Source organism: Gryllotalpicola sp., assembly GCF_027352875.1.
In the GTDB taxonomy this organism is placed as follows: Bacteria; Actinomycetota; Actinomycetes; order Actinomycetales; family Microbacteriaceae; genus Gryllotalpicola.
Map to the genome: position 1 here is coordinate 1 of NZ_DAIEII010000025.1, position 16,075 is coordinate 16,075.

The 16,075-nt window shown below is 68.7% G+C and carries 15 protein-coding genes, 1 tRNA gene and 1 pseudogene; 10 read left to right on the top strand and 7 right to left on the bottom strand.

The genetic code is table 11. From position 1 onward, the window contains the following. On the top strand, positions 1–946 hold a 946-nt coding region (locus tag M7D61_RS03475), incomplete at its 5' end, for a 3-hydroxyacyl-CoA dehydrogenase NAD-binding domain-containing protein (protein WP_298227649.1). Further along, the gene (locus tag M7D61_RS03480) at positions 946–1,782 is read left to right on the top strand and encodes an alpha/beta hydrolase (protein ID WP_298227651.1); all 837 of its coding nucleotides are present in this window, start codon (positions 946–948) and stop codon (positions 1,780–1,782) included. The genes M7D61_RS03475 and M7D61_RS03480, both read left to right, overlap by 1 nt. A gap of 56 nt (positions 1,783–1,838) precedes the next feature. Here M7D61_RS03480 and M7D61_RS03485 read toward each other — a convergent pair whose 3' ends face one another. From M7D61_RS03485 to M7D61_RS03500, 4 genes are all read right to left on the bottom strand, one after another. Continuing rightward, positions 1,839–3,374, bottom strand: coding sequence for a GMC family oxidoreductase N-terminal domain-containing protein (locus tag M7D61_RS03485; protein WP_298227653.1), 1,536 nt, complete (start codon positions 3,372–3,374; stop codon positions 1,839–1,841). Beyond that, positions 3,374–4,108, bottom strand: coding sequence for a glucose 1-dehydrogenase (locus M7D61_RS03490; RefSeq protein ID WP_298227655.1), 735 nt, complete (start codon positions 4,106–4,108; stop codon positions 3,374–3,376). The genes M7D61_RS03485 and M7D61_RS03490 overlap by 1 nt, the downstream gene beginning before the upstream one ends. 37 nt (positions 4,109–4,145) lie before the next feature. After that, a complete protein-coding gene (locus tag M7D61_RS03495) occupies positions 4,146–4,904 on the bottom strand; it encodes an N-acyl homoserine lactonase family protein (RefSeq protein WP_298227657.1) in 759 nt (252 codons plus the stop codon). Positions 4,905–5,036: 132 nt separating this feature from the next. Then, positions 5,037–5,501 (bottom strand): hypothetical protein, encoded by a 465-nt coding sequence (locus tag M7D61_RS03500; RefSeq protein WP_298227659.1) that lies wholly within the window; start codon positions 5,499–5,501, stop codon positions 5,037–5,039. Positions 5,502–5,683: 182 nt separating this feature from the next. Between M7D61_RS03500 and M7D61_RS03505 the strand changes: the two genes are divergently transcribed. The 6 genes from M7D61_RS03505 (at position 5,684) to M7D61_RS03530 (ending at position 12,509) form a co-directional block, all read left to right on the top strand. After that, positions 5,684–6,781 (top strand): BMP family ABC transporter substrate-binding protein, encoded by a 1,098-nt coding sequence (locus M7D61_RS03505; protein ID WP_298227660.1) that lies wholly within the window; start codon positions 5,684–5,686, stop codon positions 6,779–6,781. Positions 6,782–6,863: 82 nt separating this feature from the next. Then, complete coding sequence (locus tag M7D61_RS03510; RefSeq protein WP_298227662.1) at positions 6,864–8,462, top strand: ABC transporter ATP-binding protein; 1,599 nt, start codon at positions 6,864–6,866, stop codon at positions 8,460–8,462. Then, positions 8,452–9,567 (top strand): ABC transporter permease, encoded by a 1,116-nt coding sequence (locus tag M7D61_RS03515; protein WP_298227664.1) that lies wholly within the window; start codon positions 8,452–8,454, stop codon positions 9,565–9,567. The genes M7D61_RS03510 and M7D61_RS03515 overlap by 11 nt, the downstream gene beginning before the upstream one ends. Next, a complete protein-coding gene (locus tag M7D61_RS03520; protein ID WP_298227666.1) occupies positions 9,567–10,499 on the top strand; it encodes an ABC transporter permease in 933 nt (310 codons plus the stop codon). Before M7D61_RS03515 ends, M7D61_RS03520 begins: the two co-directional genes overlap by 1 nt. Positions 10,500–10,523: 24 nt before the next feature. Further along, positions 10,524–11,684 (top strand): alanine--glyoxylate aminotransferase family protein, encoded by a 1,161-nt coding sequence (locus tag M7D61_RS03525; RefSeq protein WP_298227668.1) that lies wholly within the window; start codon positions 10,524–10,526, stop codon positions 11,682–11,684. 66 nt (positions 11,685–11,750) lie between these two features. After that, positions 11,751–12,509: an IclR family transcriptional regulator gene (locus M7D61_RS03530; protein ID WP_298227670.1), complete on the top strand. Its 759-nt coding sequence runs from the start codon at positions 11,751–11,753 to the stop codon at positions 12,507–12,509. An 81-nt stretch (positions 12,510–12,590) separates the two neighbouring features. Here the strand turns inward: M7D61_RS03530 and M7D61_RS03535 are convergent, their stop codons facing one another. Beyond that, the gene (locus tag M7D61_RS03535; RefSeq protein ID WP_298227672.1) at positions 12,591–13,511 is read right to left on the bottom strand and encodes a class I SAM-dependent methyltransferase; all 921 of its coding nucleotides are present in this window, start codon (positions 13,509–13,511) and stop codon (positions 12,591–12,593) included. 111 nt (positions 13,512–13,622) lie between these two features. Between M7D61_RS03535 and M7D61_RS03540 the strand changes: the two genes are divergently transcribed. Beyond that, a complete protein-coding gene (locus M7D61_RS03540; RefSeq protein WP_298227674.1) occupies positions 13,623–14,948 on the top strand; it encodes an MFS transporter in 1,326 nt (441 codons plus the stop codon). A 108-nt stretch (positions 14,949–15,056) separates the two neighbouring features. On the opposite strand, the gene dcd is transcribed toward M7D61_RS03540, so the two are convergent. After that, positions 15,057–15,662: a dCTP deaminase gene (gene dcd, locus M7D61_RS03545; RefSeq protein ID WP_298227676.1), complete on the bottom strand. Its 606-nt coding sequence runs from the start codon at positions 15,660–15,662 to the stop codon at positions 15,057–15,059. Positions 15,663–15,736: 74 nt separating this feature from the next. On the opposite strand from dcd, the gene M7D61_RS03550 reads away from it, so the two are divergent. After that, a tRNA-Gly gene (locus M7D61_RS03550) sits at positions 15,737–15,807 on the top strand. A gap of 134 nt (positions 15,808–15,941) precedes the next feature. Here the strand turns inward: M7D61_RS03550 and M7D61_RS09850 are convergent. Further along, positions 15,942–16,070 (bottom strand): annotated as a pseudogene (locus M7D61_RS09850) (helix-turn-helix domain-containing protein); the annotation flags it as partial. Positions 16,071–16,075 lie beyond the last annotated feature (5 nt).

Here is a 16,075-nt window from a genome sequence, read left to right on the forward strand (position 1 = left end):
GAGAACGATCATGAGCAGCCTTCCCGCCGTTGCCACCGTCGTCGGCTCGGGCACCATGGGCCCCGGCATCGCCGCGACCCTCGCCCGCGCAGGCGCGCAGGTGCGCGTCTACGACATCAGCGCCGACGCCCTCGAGCGCGCCAAGCAGACCTACAATTTCGCGTCCGGCGTGCTCGACCAGGTCGGTGGCCCGAAGGTCGAAGGCGGCTCGGCCGTCTTCACCACCGACATCTCCGAGGCGCTCACCGGCTCGCTCTTCGTCATCGAGGCGGTTCCCGAGACGCTCGAGCTCAAGAACAGCGTGCTCGCGCAGATCGAGGGCCTCGTCGGCGACGACGTCATCATCGGCACCAACACCTCGGGCATCCCGATCTCGGCGATGGCCCCCGCGCTCACGCATCCGGAGCGCTTCATCGGCATGCACTGGTCGAACCCGCCGCACCTCATCCCGATGATCGAGGTCATCCCCGGCCCCGACACCGCACCGGCGGTCACCGACCAGCTCCTCGACATCGTCAAAGCGTTCGGCTATCACCCCGTCATCGAGAAGGAGATCGCAGGCTTCGTCGAGAACCGCGTGCTCTACGCGATCCTCCGCGAGTGCGTCGCGCTGCTGAAAGAGGGCATCGTCACCCCCGAAGACCTCGACACCTGCGTGAAGTGGGGCATCGGCTACAAGCTCTCGGTCATCGGCCCGACCCGCCTGCTCGACATGGCAGGCCTCGACATCTACGCCGCGGTCTCCGGCTACCTCAACAAGGAGCTCGACGCCGCCACCGAGACGCCGCAGGTCATCAAGGACAAGATCGCCGCGGGCGAGCTCGGCTTCAAGAGCGACAAGGGCATGTACGTGTACGGCCCCGGCGACGTCGACGCCAAGCGCAAGGACATCACCGCCGGGCTCGTCGCCGCGCTCAAGACGCTCTCCAGCATCACGCCGGTCTGATGGCCGTCACCGTCGAGGAAGGACCCGACGGGATGCTGCGGACGCGGGGCGCTGAGGTAAACCTCGCGCTCCGCGTCGGCGGGGAAGGGCCCGCCATCGTGCTGCTCCACGGCACGTCGGCCAACCACGCCGTCTGGGAGCCCGTCGCGCACGCACTGCGCCGCGAGGCCACCGTCGTCATGATCGACCAGCGCGGCCACGGCCGCAGCGACAAGCCGGCGACCGGCTACACCGGGGCCGATTTCGCCGGCGACGTTGTCACTGTGCTCGACGCGCTCGGCATCGAGAAGGCGATCGTCGCCGGCCACTCCCTCGGCGCGCGCAACTCGTGGGTGACGGCGGCCCTGCACCCGGACCGCGTTTCGGCGGTGCTCGCCGTCGACTACCCGCCGTGGGTGGAATCCGCCGTGCTCGACACCCTCCGGGTGCGCGTCGCCGGCGGATTCCGCCGCTTCGCCTCCATCGATGACATCGAGCAGTACCTCCACCAGCGCTACGCGCTCCTGCCGATGGACGCAGTCGCGCGCCGGGCGAAGTGGGGCTACGAGGAGCAGGCCGACGGCTCCTGGCTGCCGCTGGCGGACCCCGATGCGATGGAGCAGCTCATCGACGGGCTGCGCACCCCGTGGGACGCCGAGTTCCGCAGCGTCGCCGTGCCGATGGCGCACCTTCGCGGCGCGAAGAGCACGATCACGAGCCAGGCCGCATGGGATGCCGCGATGGCGGCGCGTCCCGGCGACCGCTGGGTCGTCGACCCCGGCGCCGACCACTACGTGCCCGAGGAACATCCGGCGCTCGTCGTTGCCGAGCTCCGGCGCCTGCTCTTCGGCGCCTGAGCGAAGAGGGGTGCGGGGGGTGTCTTCCGCCCCGCACCCCTTCCTTTTCCTTGTGTCTAGAAGCCGTTGGCGAAGGATTCCGCGATCGCGAGCACGCTCGCGTGCACGGGGCCTGCCGTGATCGCCGGGATGACCGAGGCATCCGCCACGTGGATGCCGTCGAGCCCGCGCAGCGCGAGATCCGGCGTCACCGGGGCGGCGGCGTCTGCGCCCATGCGCAGGGTGCCGACCGGGTGGTGGTGGGTGATCGCGGCGCGGGCGATGAACCGGTCGTACGCCTCGGTGGTGTCGACGTCCGGCCCCGGCAGCACCTCGTCGGAGCGCCATTCCGCCATGCCGTCGGAGAAGCCGACATAGCGCGCGTGCTCGAGGGCGAGCCGGAACAGCTGCCGGTCGTGCTCGGTGTCGAGGTAGTTCGGGTCGATGACGGGGACGTCGTCGACGTCCGGGCCGGTGATGGCGAGATGGCCGCGGCTCGTCGGGTTCGTCACGCCGAACAGGAGGGTGTACGCCTCGCCCGGGCCTACCGTCAGCGCATTCCGGTACGCCTCCGACGCGGTCGGGAGCACGTTGCATCCCACGACGATGTCGCAGGCGCCGCTCGCCACCTCGAGCCCGCGCGAGGACAGGTAGGTCATCGACTCGGAAAGCTGCAGTCTCGTCGGCGGCACCGGTTTCGCCGAGCGGTAGACGTTCCCCGCGCCCAGCAGGTGGTCGTGCAGGTTCCTACCGACTTCCGGCAGTTCGAGGACGACCTCGACGCCCGCTGCGCGCAGCACCTCCGGGTCGCCGACGCCAGAGCGCATGAGCAGCAGCGGATCGGCGAGCGAGCCCGCGGCGAGCACGACCTCGCCGGCGTGGATGGTCCCGACACGGCCATCCTGTTCGAACACCACGCCGATGACGCGGCCGCCGCCAACGAGCAGGCGGTGCACGGTGACGCCGGTCATCAGCGTGAGGTTCGGGCGGCCGAGCACGGGTTCGAGGTACACGTCCGAGACGGTGACGCGCCGACCGTCCGTGATGGTGAGCGAGTTCGGAGCCGCTCCGATCATCTCGCCCGCGTTGTGCTCGGGGATGCGCGCGACGCCGAGCGCCTCCCAGGCCGCGAGGTAGGACGCGACCACCGGGCTGTAGAGATCCGGCCCCGGCACGAGGACCGGGAGGGGACCTGCGGCGCCGTGCACATCGCTCGCCCCGAGCGAGGAGGTCTCCATCTTCGTGAAGAAGGGCAGCAGGGAGTCCCAGGACCAGCGCGCTGAGCCGGTGGCGGCGACCCAGCGATCGAAATCCGCACGGCAGCCGCGCATGTGCGCCATGGCGTGCAGCAGGCTGGAGCCGCCGAGTCCCCTGCCGCGCGGCCACTCCAGGCTGCGCCCGGCCAGGCCCCGCTGCGGGGTCGTGGTGTAGGCCCAGTCGTATCCGCGGCCGTCGATGAACGGCCAGAGCTCGGGCCGTCGCATGTCCGGATCGGCGACGCGGCCACCGGCCTCGAGCACGACAACCCGGCGCGACGGGTCGGCGCTGAGCCGGTTCGCCAGAACACTGCCCGCGGAGCCCGCCCCGATGACGAGGAGGTCGGCCCCGCTCACTAGTTGCGGGTGTGGCCGCCGTCGACCACCAGCGTCTGGCCGGTAATCCACGCCGCCTTCTCGGAGGCGAGGAACGCGACGGCGGGAGCGATGTCGGCCGGCACCCCGCGGCGGCCGAAGGCCTGCATCGGCACGACGTAGTCGAAGCCATTGCCATGGCCGGTCGTGAAGACCCCCTCGGAGGCGATGATGCCGGGTGCGACGGCGTTGATGGTGATGCCGTGCTTGCCGATCTCGCCTGCGAGCGCTCGGGTGAAGCCGATGACCGCGCCCTTGGTGGCCACGTAGTCGGCGCAGTTCGGGGTGCCGGCGACGAAGGTGTTCGAGGAGATGTTGACGATGCGGCCGTAGCCGGCCTTCTTCATGACATCGCCGACGGCCTTCGTCATGAGGAACAGGCCGTTGGCATTGACGTTGAACGTGCGCTTCCAGCCTTCGAAGGTCATCTCGTCCCAGGGCGTGAAGGGCACCAGGCCGGCGTTGTTGACGAGGATGTCGATCCGACCGAACTCGTCCTCGACCTCCTTCACCGCCTGGGCGACGTTCGCCTCGTCGGAAATGTCGAGTTTCTGGGACGCAGCGGTGCCGCCGATTTCGGCGGCGACCTTCTCGGCGCCCTCCGCGTTGATGTCGGCGACGACGACCGTGACGCCGTCGGCGGCGAGCTCCTTCGCGATCGCGGCGCCGATGCCCTGGGCGGCGCCGGTGACGATGGCAACGCGCTGTTCGGTCATGAGGGGAGTTCCTTACTTCGTGGTGTGGCGGTCGGGACTATTCGCCGCCGTAGTAGGCGGGGGCCAGCTTCCAGGTGAGGAAGGGCTCGAGCTCGTGCGAGGGGTAGAGGTCGGCATCCTTCGTGCGGCCCAGGTAGTTGAGACGGCGGATGGCTTGAACCGATTTCGCGGGGTCGAGATGGAATCCGGCGATCCACTCCTTCTCCAGGGTCGTGCGCGTGTAGGCCGCGTCGCCGCAGAAGAGCATGTTCCGCTCGTGCTCGAGTTCGACGAGCATCGAGTAGTGGCCGGCCGTGTGGCCGGGAGTCTCGAACAGCCACACGCCCGGGACGATCTCGAAATCGCCGGAGACCGGCTGATATTTCGCGCCGGGGAAGTCGAAGGAGAGATCGGAGTAGCCGAGGCGCTCGAAGGGCTCGGGCACCTTGGCGTGGCGCAGCTCGTCGACATGGACGAGGGTCGTGGCGTTCGTCAGGTACTTGTTGCCACCGACGTGGTCGAAGTGGAAGTGCGAGTTGACGACGATGTCGACATCCTCGGGCTGGTAGCCGACGAGGGCGAGCTGCGCCGGGATGGTCTGCTCGGGGGTCTGCTCGGGCAGCTCGAAGGGCAGCACCGTGTTGACGTGGTCGAGGTCGTAGCCGGTGTCGTAGAGGATGAGGCCGTCCTGGTGCTCGACGAGCACCGAGTAGACGGGGAAGCGCACCGGGGTACCGGTGTCGATGTGCCAGTGCACGTCGGACGCGTCGATGACGAGGGTGCCGCCATCGAGCAGGTAGACCTTGGGATCCGCCATCTCGACCTCTCTCGCTTGTCCACAGGTTTTTTCGCATACTGTGAATTTGTGCTCACGTTATGAGAAACTCGCTCGGCTCGTCAAGGGTGCGATGCGGCATCCAGCGAGGTTTTACGAGACGGAAACAGCGCTTCACGGCAGGGGCGCGGCGGGGGCCGACGCGAGCCCCGGACCATCCTCGAAACCGGCATCGTATCTGCCGTCGCCGATGAGATGCGGCTTCCAGATGTAGCAGCTCGACAGCATCGGATCCTTGGCGAAATCGCCGATGCACACGACGTCGGTGTAGCGCTGCGTGCTCGACAGCACGTAGTGCACCCGGCAGATGACCCGGAAGACGGTGCGGGGCCCGACGCTCGGGTCGGTCCTGAGGTGCTCCGACGGAGTCCAGCACTGGGTGCCCTCGACAGTCGAGCCGGCGACGAGGCGCGCAGCGCCGGGCGCCACCTTCTCCAGAGTCGCGAAGGCAGCGGCGTCCTGCGGCACCGCGGTCGTATTGGGCCAGGTCAGGGTGGGGGATGCCCCGGTCGCGGCGCAGCCGGCGAGCAGCAGAGCGACGGTGACGGCCATCGAGCCGGTGATCCGTAGTCTGGACATGGAGTTCCTCTCCGCAGTTTCCCGATCGTGTTCGAACCAGGTTTCGGCTTTGTAAAACCCTTCGAGCTGCGGTTGACCGACCTCTGAACTTCTCATAGTGTCACCGACTAACCGCACAATGTGAGAAAACACCCTGGCTCTCACTGGCGCGGCACCCCTTCCCACGAGAGGAAACGCCCGCAATGAACAGCACCACTCTCAAGCGCGCAGCACTCGCCGCGGGGGCGTTCGCCCTCGTGGCCTCGCTCGCCGCGTGCTCGGGTCGCGGCTCGGACACACCGAGCGCGACCAGCACAACGCCCGCCACCACCGACTCGACCGCTGCGCTCCCGTTCACCCGCATCGCGATCGTCACTCCGGCGACCGAGGCCGACCACGGCTGGAACCAGGTCGGCCTCAAGGACGCCGGCGAAGCCGCCGGCGCGCTCGGCCTCACCCTCGACTCGTACCCGAACGTCGGATACGACGACCCGCAGACCAACATCGAGCAGGCCGCAAAGAAGAGCGGCGTCGGCTTCGTCATCGCCCACGCCTCGGGCTTCGGCGACGCCGCGGCCAAGGCCGAGGCGGCCACCGGCGTGCCGGTGCTCGTCACCGACTACCCCAGCAAGCAGGTCCCCGGCAAGGTCGGTGTCATCACCTTCAGCGCCGAGCAGGTCGGCTACCTCGCCGGCGTCGCCGCGGCGGAGGCGACGACGAGCAAGAAGCTCGGAATCGCCATCTCGGCCGACGACGTCAACTGGTACGCCATGGCCGGAGGCTTCGATGAGGGCGCCAAGAGCATCGACCCGTCCATCGGGATCGACGTCGCCTACATCTCGCAGACCGGCTACGACGACGCCGCGGGAGGCAAGAAGATCGTCCAGCAGCTCATCGCCAAGGGCGACGACGTCGTCTTCGGCATGGGCGACGGCGCCACGGAGGGCTATATTTCGGCCATCAACGACGCAGACTCCGCGGGCGGCTCGGTCAAGTACATCGCCGACATCGGCGACGTGACCGACCTCGTCAAGAACCCGTCGGAGCTCCTCACCTCCGCGCTGTGGAACTTCACGCCCACCTACGAGCAGGCCATCAAGGACATCGCAGCAGGCACCTTCGCCCAGAAGCCCTACAACCTCGACCTCGCCAACGGCGGCATGCTGCTGCAGGACACCCCGCAGCTGACATCCGCCATCAAGGCCGACGTCAAGACCGCATCCGACGGGATCATCGCGGGCACCATCAAGGTCGACCAGGCGCAGACGAAGGACCAGCTCGACGCCATCCTGAAGAAGTAGCACTATCAGCACCATCGCTCGGGCGGCGTCCATCCGGCGCCGCCCGAGCGCTTCCCCCGAACACCAAGGACGACTGACCCCGATGGCCGCACCCACCCCCGGCGTTATCTCGCTGAAGCACATCACCAAGGCGTTCCCGGGCGTCATCGCCAACAACGACATCTCCCTCGATCTCGTGAGCGGCCAGGTGCACTGCCTGCTCGGCGAGAACGGCGCGGGCAAGTCGACGCTCATCAGCATCCTCGCGGGCATGCAGCTGCCCGACTCGGGCACCATCGAGATCGACGGATCCCCCGTCACCATCGGCTCGCCGAAGACGGCGATGAGGTACGGCATCGGCGTCGTCCACCAGCACTCCACGCTCGTGCCGACGCTCACCGTCATCGAGAACCTCATGCTCGGCGAGACGGGACTGCTCCTCAAGGAGAAGCGCGCGAAGGCCCGCCTCGATGAGCTCTCCGACCTCCTCGGCGCGACGATCGACCCGGATTCCCTCGCCGCCGACCTCGGCCTCGGCCAGCAGCAGCAGGTCGAGATCGCGAAGGCGATGTGGACGGGCTCGCGCCTTCTCATCCTCGACGAGCCGACCTCGATGCTCACCCCGTCCGCCATCGAGAACCTCGCCCAGAGCGTCGAGCGCCTCACCGCGCAGGGCCTCGGCGTGGTCTTCATCACCCACAAGCTTCGCGAAGCCTATTCGATGGGCGACTGCGTCACCGTGCTGCGAGGCGGCCGGAAGGTCGGATTCCTCTCTTCCGATGAGCTGAGGAGCTACACCGAGGACGAGGCGCAGACGGCGATTCTGCAGGCGATGTTCGGCGAGGACCTCGCTGCGGCGGGAGGCCTCGCCGATGCGGCCGACCTCGCCGGGGCGGCGGACGCCGTCCGCGAGATCCCCGCCGTCGACTTCAGCGTCAGGCCCGTCGTCCTCGAACTCGACGACGTCACCTCGGCAGGGCGGACGATGGACGTCGCGGTCAAGGACGTCAGCATCCGGATCCACGCCGGGGAGATCTTCGGCATCGCAGGCATCGACGGCCACGGCCAGACCGGGCTCGCCGAGGTCGTCGCCGGCCAGCGCGTCGCAACGCGGGGCTCGGTGAGATTCGACGGCAACGACATCACCCGGCTCGGAGTGCGCGAACGACAGGCGCTCGGCGTGCGCTACGTCACCGACGACCGCCTCCACGAGGGCACCGTCGGCAGCCTCTCCGTCGCGCTCAACCTCATGCTCAAGCGCATCGGCAAGCGCCCGTTCTGGCGCTTCGGCCAGATCAATCGGGCGGCGGTCAACGACGAGGCGGAGAAGCTCATCGACCAGTACACGATCCGCACGCCCTCGCCGAGCACGCGCGCGGCAGCGCTCTCCGGCGGCAACCTGCAGAAGGTCCTGCTCGCCCGCGAGCTCGGCGAGGGCGCCCAGGTCGTCGTCGTCAACAAGCCCACCTACGGCCTCGACCTCAAGACGGTGCGCCTCGTGCACGACCTGCTGCGCGACTTCGCGAGCGCCGGCGGCGCAGTGCTGCTCATCTCGACCGAGCTGGACGAGCTCGTCGAGCTCTCGCACCGGATCGGGGTCATCTCGAAGGGCGAGATCGTGGGCACCGTCGACAACGACGGCGTCAACACCGCGGAGAAGGTAGGCCAGTACATGATCGGTGGAACGCACGATGGCGAGTGAGGGCACACGCACGAGGCGCGGCGTCGACATCGTCGTCCGCTCGATCATCCCGGTCGTGCTCGCCCTCATCGTGGCGGCGATCATCCTGCTGGCCCTCGGGAAGAACCCGCTGTACTTCTACGGCGACGTCTTCGCCAACGGCATCCTCGGCGGCAACTGGCAGAACAGCCTCGTCGTCATGACCCCCATGCTGCTCATCGCCGTCGGCCTCATCGTCGTCTTCCGCGGACAGCTCTGGAACCTCGGCTACGACGGCCAGTACCTGCTCGGCGCGGTCTTCGTCGGCGGCCTCGGCCCGCAGCTCGCGCCCATCGTCGGCGATGCGCTCACGTACCTCATCACGGCGGTGCTCGCCATCCTGGTCGGCGCCGCCTGGACACTGCTGCCGGCCTGGCTCAAGGGCCGCTTCGGCACCAACGAGGTGATCACGACGCTCGTCATGTCGTCCATCGGCGTGGGGGCCACGAGCCTGCTCATCGGCTACGTCTTCCAGGACCCGAGCCAGCGCACCCCGCAGACGCGCACCTTCAACACCTCCGACATGCTGCCCTACATCCCGGGCACGACGATCCACATCGGATTCATCGTCGCCATCGTCGTCGCGCTGGCGTTCCAGTTCATCCTCAGCCGCACCTCGTTCGGGCTGCGCCTCGACATCTACGGCGCGAGCCCGAAGGCGGCCCGCCACGTCGGCATCAACTCGCGCGGGATGACGATCGTGCTGTTCCTCATCTCGGGCGGGCTCATCGGCCTCGCCGCGGCGATGGACATCCTCGGGCACGTCGGCTACGTGCGGAACAACTGGAACCCCGCCTACGGCGACACCATCATGCCGTTCGTATTCCTCGCCCGGCTCAGCCCGCTCGCCGCGATCCCGTTCGTCGCCTTCTACGCGATCTTCGCCACCGGCGGCACCGTGGCCTCCATCGACTCCGGGCTGTCGACCGACTTCCTCATGGTCATCGTCGCCCTCATCCTCGTGTTCATGACGCTCACCGAGTACATCGGCACCAAGCGCGACCTCGGCCAGAGCTACCTGCCCGACGAGCTGAGGGATGCCTTCCGCAGGCCGTTCGACACCCTCCGAGCGAGGAGTGCCAAGTAATGAGCGACCTGCTGACCCCGCTCTTCATCTCGACGTTCATCGCCACCTGCATCGCGGGCGTGATGCCGCTGCTGCTCGCCTCGGTCGGCGAGACGATCGGCGAGCAGGCGGGCATCCTCAACCTCGGCATCGAGGGCATGATGCTCGCCGGCGCCTACGTCGGCTACGCCGTCACGATCGCAAGCGGCAGCCTCTGGCTCGGGATGCTCGGGGGAGCCGCCGGCGGCATGGCGATGTCGCTCATCATGCTCGTCCTCAACACCTGGCTCGGCCTCAACCAGATCGTGCTCGGCATCGCCATCACGATCGCCGGCCAGGGCATCACGAGCGTGCTCTACCAGGAGAACTACGCGAACGGCCAGGTCTCGATCACGCCCGACAGCTGGATGATCCCCGGGCTGTCGAGGATCCCCGCGATCGGCGGTTCGATCTTCAGCCAGTCGGGCATCTTCTGGCTGTGCATCGTGCTTGCGATCGTGGTCGCCTCCTTCCTGGCGAGGACCAACTGGGGCCTCAGCATCCGCGCGGCCGGCCAGAAGCCGTCCTCGCTCGACGCCGCCGGCGGCAGCGTGATGAACACGCGCTCGCAGGCGGTGCTGCTCGGCGGATTCTTCTCCGGGATAGGCGGCGCGTACCTCTCGCTGCTCGTCGTCGGCGCCTTCACGCCTTTCATGACGCAGGGCCTCGGCTACATCGCGATCGTCGTCACGATGCTCTCGCGCGGCCGTGTCTGGATCGTGGCCATCATCTCGGTCCTCTACGGTTTCACCCAGGCGCTCGGGGCGGCGATGCAGCTCGCCGGGGTGAGCATCCCGCCGCAGCTCATCTCGATGCTGCCCTATCTCGTCATCATGGCAGTGCTGCTCATCTTCGCCCGCAGCGTCTACGTGTCGCCCGTGCTCGGCGCCCCGTACACACGCGGGGCCCGCTGACCCCCCTCCAGGAAAGGCATCTCGATGTCGAAGCTCGACTTCACGCTCTCGGCCGGCCCGGTCGCCGCATCACCGCGCACCCTCGCCGCCCTCGGCTACCCGATCGTCTACCACTACGACCCCGAATTCCTCGAGCAGTTCGCGCGCACCTCGAACAAGGTCGCCGAGTTCTTCGCGACGAAGAACGACATCGTGCTCATGCAGGGCGAGGCGATCCTCGGCCTCGAAGGCGCCACCCGATCGCTGGTGCGCCCCGGCATGCACGTGCTCAACCTCGTGCAGGGCGTCTTCGGCAAAGGCACCGGGTACTGGCTCACGGACTTCGGCGCCGTGCTCCACGAGATCGAGGTGCCCTACAACAAGGCCGTCGACCCCGCTGCCGTCGAGGCGTACCTCGACGAGCATCCCGAGATCGAGTTGGTCACCGTCGTGGCATCCGAGACTCCGTCGGGCACCGTGAGCGATATGTCGAGGATCGGCCCGATCTGCCGGGAGCACGGCGTGCTCACCCTGGTCGACACCGTCTCAGGCGTCGGCGGCATGGAGTTCCTCACCGACGAGTGGGGCCTCGACCTCTGCGTCGCCGGCGCGCAGAAGTGCCTCGGGGGCCCTCCCGGCGTCTCGCTCATCAGTGTGAGCCCCGCCGCGTGGGAGGCCATCGACCGGAATCCCAACGCCCCGACCGCGTCCTACCTCTCGCTCACCGACTGGCGCGAGAAGTGGTTGAAGGGCGGGACGTTCCCCTACACGCCGTCGGTGTCCGACATCCACGGCCTCGAGGCGTCGCTCGACGAAGCGCTCGAGGAGGGCGTCGAGAACATGGTCGAGCGGCACCGCCGGTCCGCGCTCGTCGCCCGCGCCGGGGTGCGCGCCATGGGGCTCGAGCTGTGGGCGGATTCCGACGACATCGCCTCCTACTGCGTGACCTCGGTCCGCCTGCCCGAGGCGGTGAACCACGTCGAACTGCGCAGCTACGTGCGCGAGCGCTACGGCGTCATGTTGTCGAGCGGTCAGGGCGCCGGTAATATCATCCGCATCGCTCACATGGGCCCGACTGCCAGCGGGCTGTACCCGATCGTGGGGCTGTCTGCATTGGGCCGCGCCCTTCTCGACCTCGGTCAGAAGGTCGATGTCGGGGCCGGCATCGACGCCGCCCTGGCCGTCCTCAGCGAACAGCGCAGGTGACGTGCCGGACGCCGGACCACCGGTGCGACCACAGGACGCAACGCGCAGTGCGAGGAAGGTAAGGACATGCCCGCTCAGCCGCAGCGCACCAAGGGCGTGGACAGCGCGCGCCGCGCCCTGCAGATCCTGTTGCAGTTCAGCCCGAGCAAACCCGAGCTCACCGTCGACGAGCTCATCGAGGCGCATGACATCTCGCTGCCGAGTGCCTACCGATACCTGTCCCTGTTGCGCGAGATGTATCTCATCGAGGAGCGCTCGAAGGGTGTCTACGTGCTCTCACCGGAGATCCTGCAGCTCGCGCAGGCGGCGGAGCTGACACTGGACTACCGGGTCGAGGCGCAGCCGGTGCTCGACCGCCTGCGGGTCGCGACCGGCGAGACGGCCCTGTACCTGCGCCGGCTCAACGACGCCGCCGTGTGCCTGGCGCTCTCCGAGTCCGACCACGCCATCAGCATCTCGTTCCAGCCCGGCCATGTGATGCCGCTGCACCGAGGAGCCGGCGCCAAATCCCTGCTCGCCTCGCTCCCCAAGACCAAGCGCGCCCGCTACCTCGACAAGCTCGAGCCGCCGCTGCCGGAGGCCGTCCGCACTGCTCTCGACACTGAGCTCGACGGCATCCGCGACAGCGGATTCGCCGAGAGCGCGAGCGAGGTCGACGAGGGGGTGTGGGCATGCGCTGCGGTGGTTCGCTCGCGCGGCCACGTCATCGGAACGGTGTCGGTCGTCGCGCCGGCGTACCGCGTGGAAGGCCGGCACACCGAGATCGGCCACGCGGTCGAGGCTGCGGCGCGCGAACTGGAGGGCGTACTCGCCGCACGGGCCTGATCCGGCCCCCTCTTCCCACCCTGCCCGTGAGTGGCGTGAAATGGCTGCTCACCAGGCCGCAGAACCGCTGCTTCACGCACCTCACGCTGCGGTCGGCTTGACGGCGGCGGCGAGGATCGCGGTCATGGCGAAGTGGGCCCGGCCATCGTGGCCGACGATGTTGGGCAGGCGGCGCTCGTAGGCGGTGCTCATGGCGGTGCGCTGGGCCGCCGATGCCGCTTCGTAGGCGTAGCCGATGAGGGCGATGCCCGCCTCGACGCCCGCCCAGAGGTCCCCCGGGTCGACCGCGAAGTCGAAGGCGAAGGTGGCGGCCGCGGCGTCGACGAAGCCGCCGCTTTCGAGCAGTCCGGCGAGCCCCGCCTCGGAGCGCTCGAAGTCGCTGTTCGCGGGCAGGCGGCTCGGGCCGGAGCTCGTCCCGGTCTCCTCCTGGATGCCGCGCCAGAGTTGCGCCAGCGGGCTCGGCCGCCCCCACGGCCACACCGTCGCAGCGATCCGCCCCCCGGCGCGGGTCACGCGGGCGAGCTCGCGCACGCCGTCGCGCGGGTCGTCGATGTGGTTGAGGCAGAAGTTCGCGGCGACGGCATCGAACGCGCCGTCGGGGTAGGGGATGGCGGGCAACGCCGCGACCGCGTACCGGATTCCGGTCGCGGAGCCGACCGGAACGACCTGCCCCTCCGACCTGTTCCGGGGCCGGTGCGCGGCCGCGTACTCGATCATCGAGGGCTCGGCGTCGAAGGCGTCCACCGCCCAGCCGCGCTCCGCCGCGGCGACCGCGACCCGGCCCGTGCCGGTGCCCGCATCGAGCAGCCTCGTCCGGTCTCGGGCCCCGAGCACGTCGCCGGAGAGCCTGCCGACATGACCGGCGCCGTCGACACCCTCAGCGACACCCTCAGCGATCGGCTCGCCGAGCCGGTCGAGCAGCGCCGGTATCGGCCCGGCGCACAGCAGGGCGAACGAGCGGTCGTAGGCCCCCGCGATGCCCGCCCACTCTGCCCGCGCCACGCCATCACGCTACCGAAACCGACGCCGTGGCCCTTTCCCGGCCTGGAACAGGACCGCCGCGTCGATCTCGACGCCTGCGAGCCGTTACGCGCGACCGCTAGGGTGTCGCCCGTGAGCACCGCTATCGAGGCACCGGCGCCGGAGGACTTCCCCGACGGTCGGATTCCCGGCGGCAAGGTCGTCGCGTGGGCGTTCTGGGACTGGGGCGGCGCCGCGTTCAACGCCGTGGCGACGACCTTCGTCTTCACCGTGTACCTCACGTCCTCCTCGTTCGGCGACCCGGCGACCATTTCGGCGCAGCTCGGAGTCTGGCTGGGCCTCGGCGGGCTCGCAGTCTTCCTCTTCGCGCCGGTCACCGGCGAGCGCTCCGACGTCTCGGGTCACCGCACGCTGTGGCTCGGCGTGTTCACGGCGCTCGTCGCACTGTCGCTGCTCGCGATGGTGTTCGTCGCACCGAACCCCGCGTATCTGCCGCTCGGCCTCGCCGCCGTCGCGCTCGGCACGGTGTTCTTCGAGCTCGCGTCGGTGAACTACAACGGCCTGCTCGTGCAGGTCTCGACGCCCAAGACGATCGGCCGCGTGAGCGGCTTCGGCTGGTCGATGGGCTATTTCGGCGGCATCGTCCTGCTCATCATCCTGCTCGCGGCGTTCATCTTCCCGAAGGCGAGCTTCGGCGGGATCCACTACGTGCAGTGGTCGATGCTCGCCGCGACGATCTGGTTCGTCGCCTCCGCCATCCCGGTGTTCTTCGCCGTCAAGGACGGCAAGCCGGCCCCCGCGCCCGCGACCCGCGCCGAGCGCATCCTCACCTGGATCCCGCTCGTGCTCTTCGTACGCAACCTGGTGAAGATCTGGAAGGAGAGCCGTTCGACCTTCTGGTTCCTCATCGCGAGCGCGATCTTCCGAGATGGGCTCACCGGCGTCTTCACCTTCGGCGGGGTCATCGCGGCCGGCACCTTCGGTTTCTCCGACACGCTGGTCATCGTCTTCGCCATCGCCGCCAATGTGGTCGCCGGCGTCGCGACGGTCTCGACCGGCGCGCTCGATGACCGGCTCGGCCCGCGTCGCGTCATCCTCATCTCGCTCATCGGTCTGCTGGTGTTCGGCGTTCTCGTCTTCGCCCTGGCGGGGGCGGGCGCCTGGGTGTTCTGGGCGTTCGGTTTGCCGCTGTGCCTCTTCGTCGGCCCGGCGCAGTCCGCGTCGCGCTCGTTCCTCACCCGTCTCATCCCCGAGGGGCGCGAGGGCGAGATCTTCGGGATGTACCAGACGACGGGCCGCGCGGCGACGTTCATCGCACCGCTGCTGTTCGCGCTGTTCGTGACGCTGTCGGGGAACGTGCAGATCTTCGGCATCCTCGGCATCCTCATCGTGATCGCCGCAGGGCTGCTGCTCATGATCCCGGTGCGCTCGAGCGCGGCGAAGCTGTCCTCGCACTAGAGTCCGGTTCCGCGGCGTGGGCACGGGGAAGGGATGCGGTGACCCCACGGAAGGCGCTCGCGATCGTCTCGGCTTCGCCGGGCCGGACGCGCTCCCCGCCCGTGTGCGTCAGTCGGCCGGGCGGCCGCTTTCGGCGCCGCGCACGTCGGTGCGGTGGAAATTGAGGAACGACCGCGACGCCGTCGGCCCACGCTGGCCCTGGTAGCGCGATCCGTACCCGCCGGTGCCGTAGGGCTTCTCGGCGGGCGACGAGAGGCGGAAGAAGCACAGCTGCCCGATCTTCATGCCCGGCCAGAGCTTGATGGGCAGCGTTGCGACGTTGCTGAGCTCGAGTGTGACGTGCCCGACGAAGCCCGGGTCGATGAAGCCGGCGGTGGAGTGCGTGAGCAGGCCGAGCCGGCCGAGCGAGCTCTTGCCCTCGAGGCGCGCGGCGATGTCGTCGGGCAGTGTCACGCGCTCGAACGTCGAGCCGAGCACGAACTCGCCGGGGTGCAGGATGAACGGGTCATCGCCCTTGATCTCGACGAGGTGCGTCAGGTCGGGCTGGTCCTCAGCGGGGTCGATGAAAGGGTATTTGTGGTTGTCGAAGAGGCGGAAGAACCGGTCGATGCGGACATCGATGCTCGACGGCTGGATCATCGCCGCATCGTACGGCTCGAGCTGAACGCGGCCGCTGTCGACCTCGGCCCTGATGTCGCGGTCGCTCAGCAGCATGTGCCCAGACTACCGGTTGGCTAAGCTGGCCTTCAGCCCTCGATCGCTCGCGCACAGTCTCGATCAGGGCGCACGCCGATGTAGTTCAATGGCAGAACTCCTGCTTCCCAAGCAGGTGGCGCGGGTTCGATTCCCGTCATCGGCTCCCTGTCGCGGCGGCTGCTGCGCCTGCCCGGCCAGATACAGCCGATCATGCGGACCGCGCGTGTCGAGCTTGTTCCGCAAGTACGGGCGCAGATTCGCGTGGTCGCGCTCCGGCTGCCACGACCCCCGCCGCCGCTCCCGCGAGATCGTCGAGCGGTGCACGCCCAGACGACGCGCGACCGCCGCCTGCGGCAACCCCCGTTCCAGCAGCTGCTCGATCTCGACACGGTCATCCAAGGTCAGGTGTCGGTAATGTGCGGTCAAGGAAG

Bases quoted from the DNA above. Each gene is read 5' to 3' on its own strand.
- M7D61_RS03480 (WP_298227651.1), top strand. From the start codon at position 946: ATGGCCGTCACCGTCGAGGAAGGACCCGACGGGATGCTGCGGACGCGG.
- M7D61_RS03490 (WP_298227655.1), bottom strand. From the start codon at position 4,108: ATGACCGAACAGCGCGTTGCCATCGTCACCGGCGCCGCCCAGGGCATC.
- M7D61_RS03495 (WP_298227657.1), bottom strand. From the start codon at position 4,904: ATGGCGGATCCCAAGGTCTACCTGCTCGATGGCGGCACCCTCGTCATC.
- M7D61_RS03500 (WP_298227659.1), bottom strand. From the start codon at position 5,501: ATGTCCAGACTACGGATCACCGGCTCGATGGCCGTCACCGTCGCTCTG.
- M7D61_RS03505 (WP_298227660.1), top strand. From the start codon at position 5,684: ATGAACAGCACCACTCTCAAGCGCGCAGCACTCGCCGCGGGGGCGTTC.
- M7D61_RS03510 (WP_298227662.1), top strand. From the start codon at position 6,864: ATGGCCGCACCCACCCCCGGCGTTATCTCGCTGAAGCACATCACCAAG.
- M7D61_RS03515 (WP_298227664.1), top strand. From the start codon at position 8,452: ATGGCGAGTGAGGGCACACGCACGAGGCGCGGCGTCGACATCGTCGTC.
- M7D61_RS03520 (WP_298227666.1), top strand. From the start codon at position 9,567: ATGAGCGACCTGCTGACCCCGCTCTTCATCTCGACGTTCATCGCCACC.
- M7D61_RS03525 (WP_298227668.1), top strand. From the start codon at position 10,524: ATGTCGAAGCTCGACTTCACGCTCTCGGCCGGCCCGGTCGCCGCATCA.
- M7D61_RS03530 (WP_298227670.1), top strand. From the start codon at position 11,751: ATGCCCGCTCAGCCGCAGCGCACCAAGGGCGTGGACAGCGCGCGCCGC.
- dcd (WP_298227676.1), bottom strand. From the start codon at position 15,662: ATGCTGCTGAGCGACCGCGACATCAGGGCCGAGGTCGACAGCGGCCGC.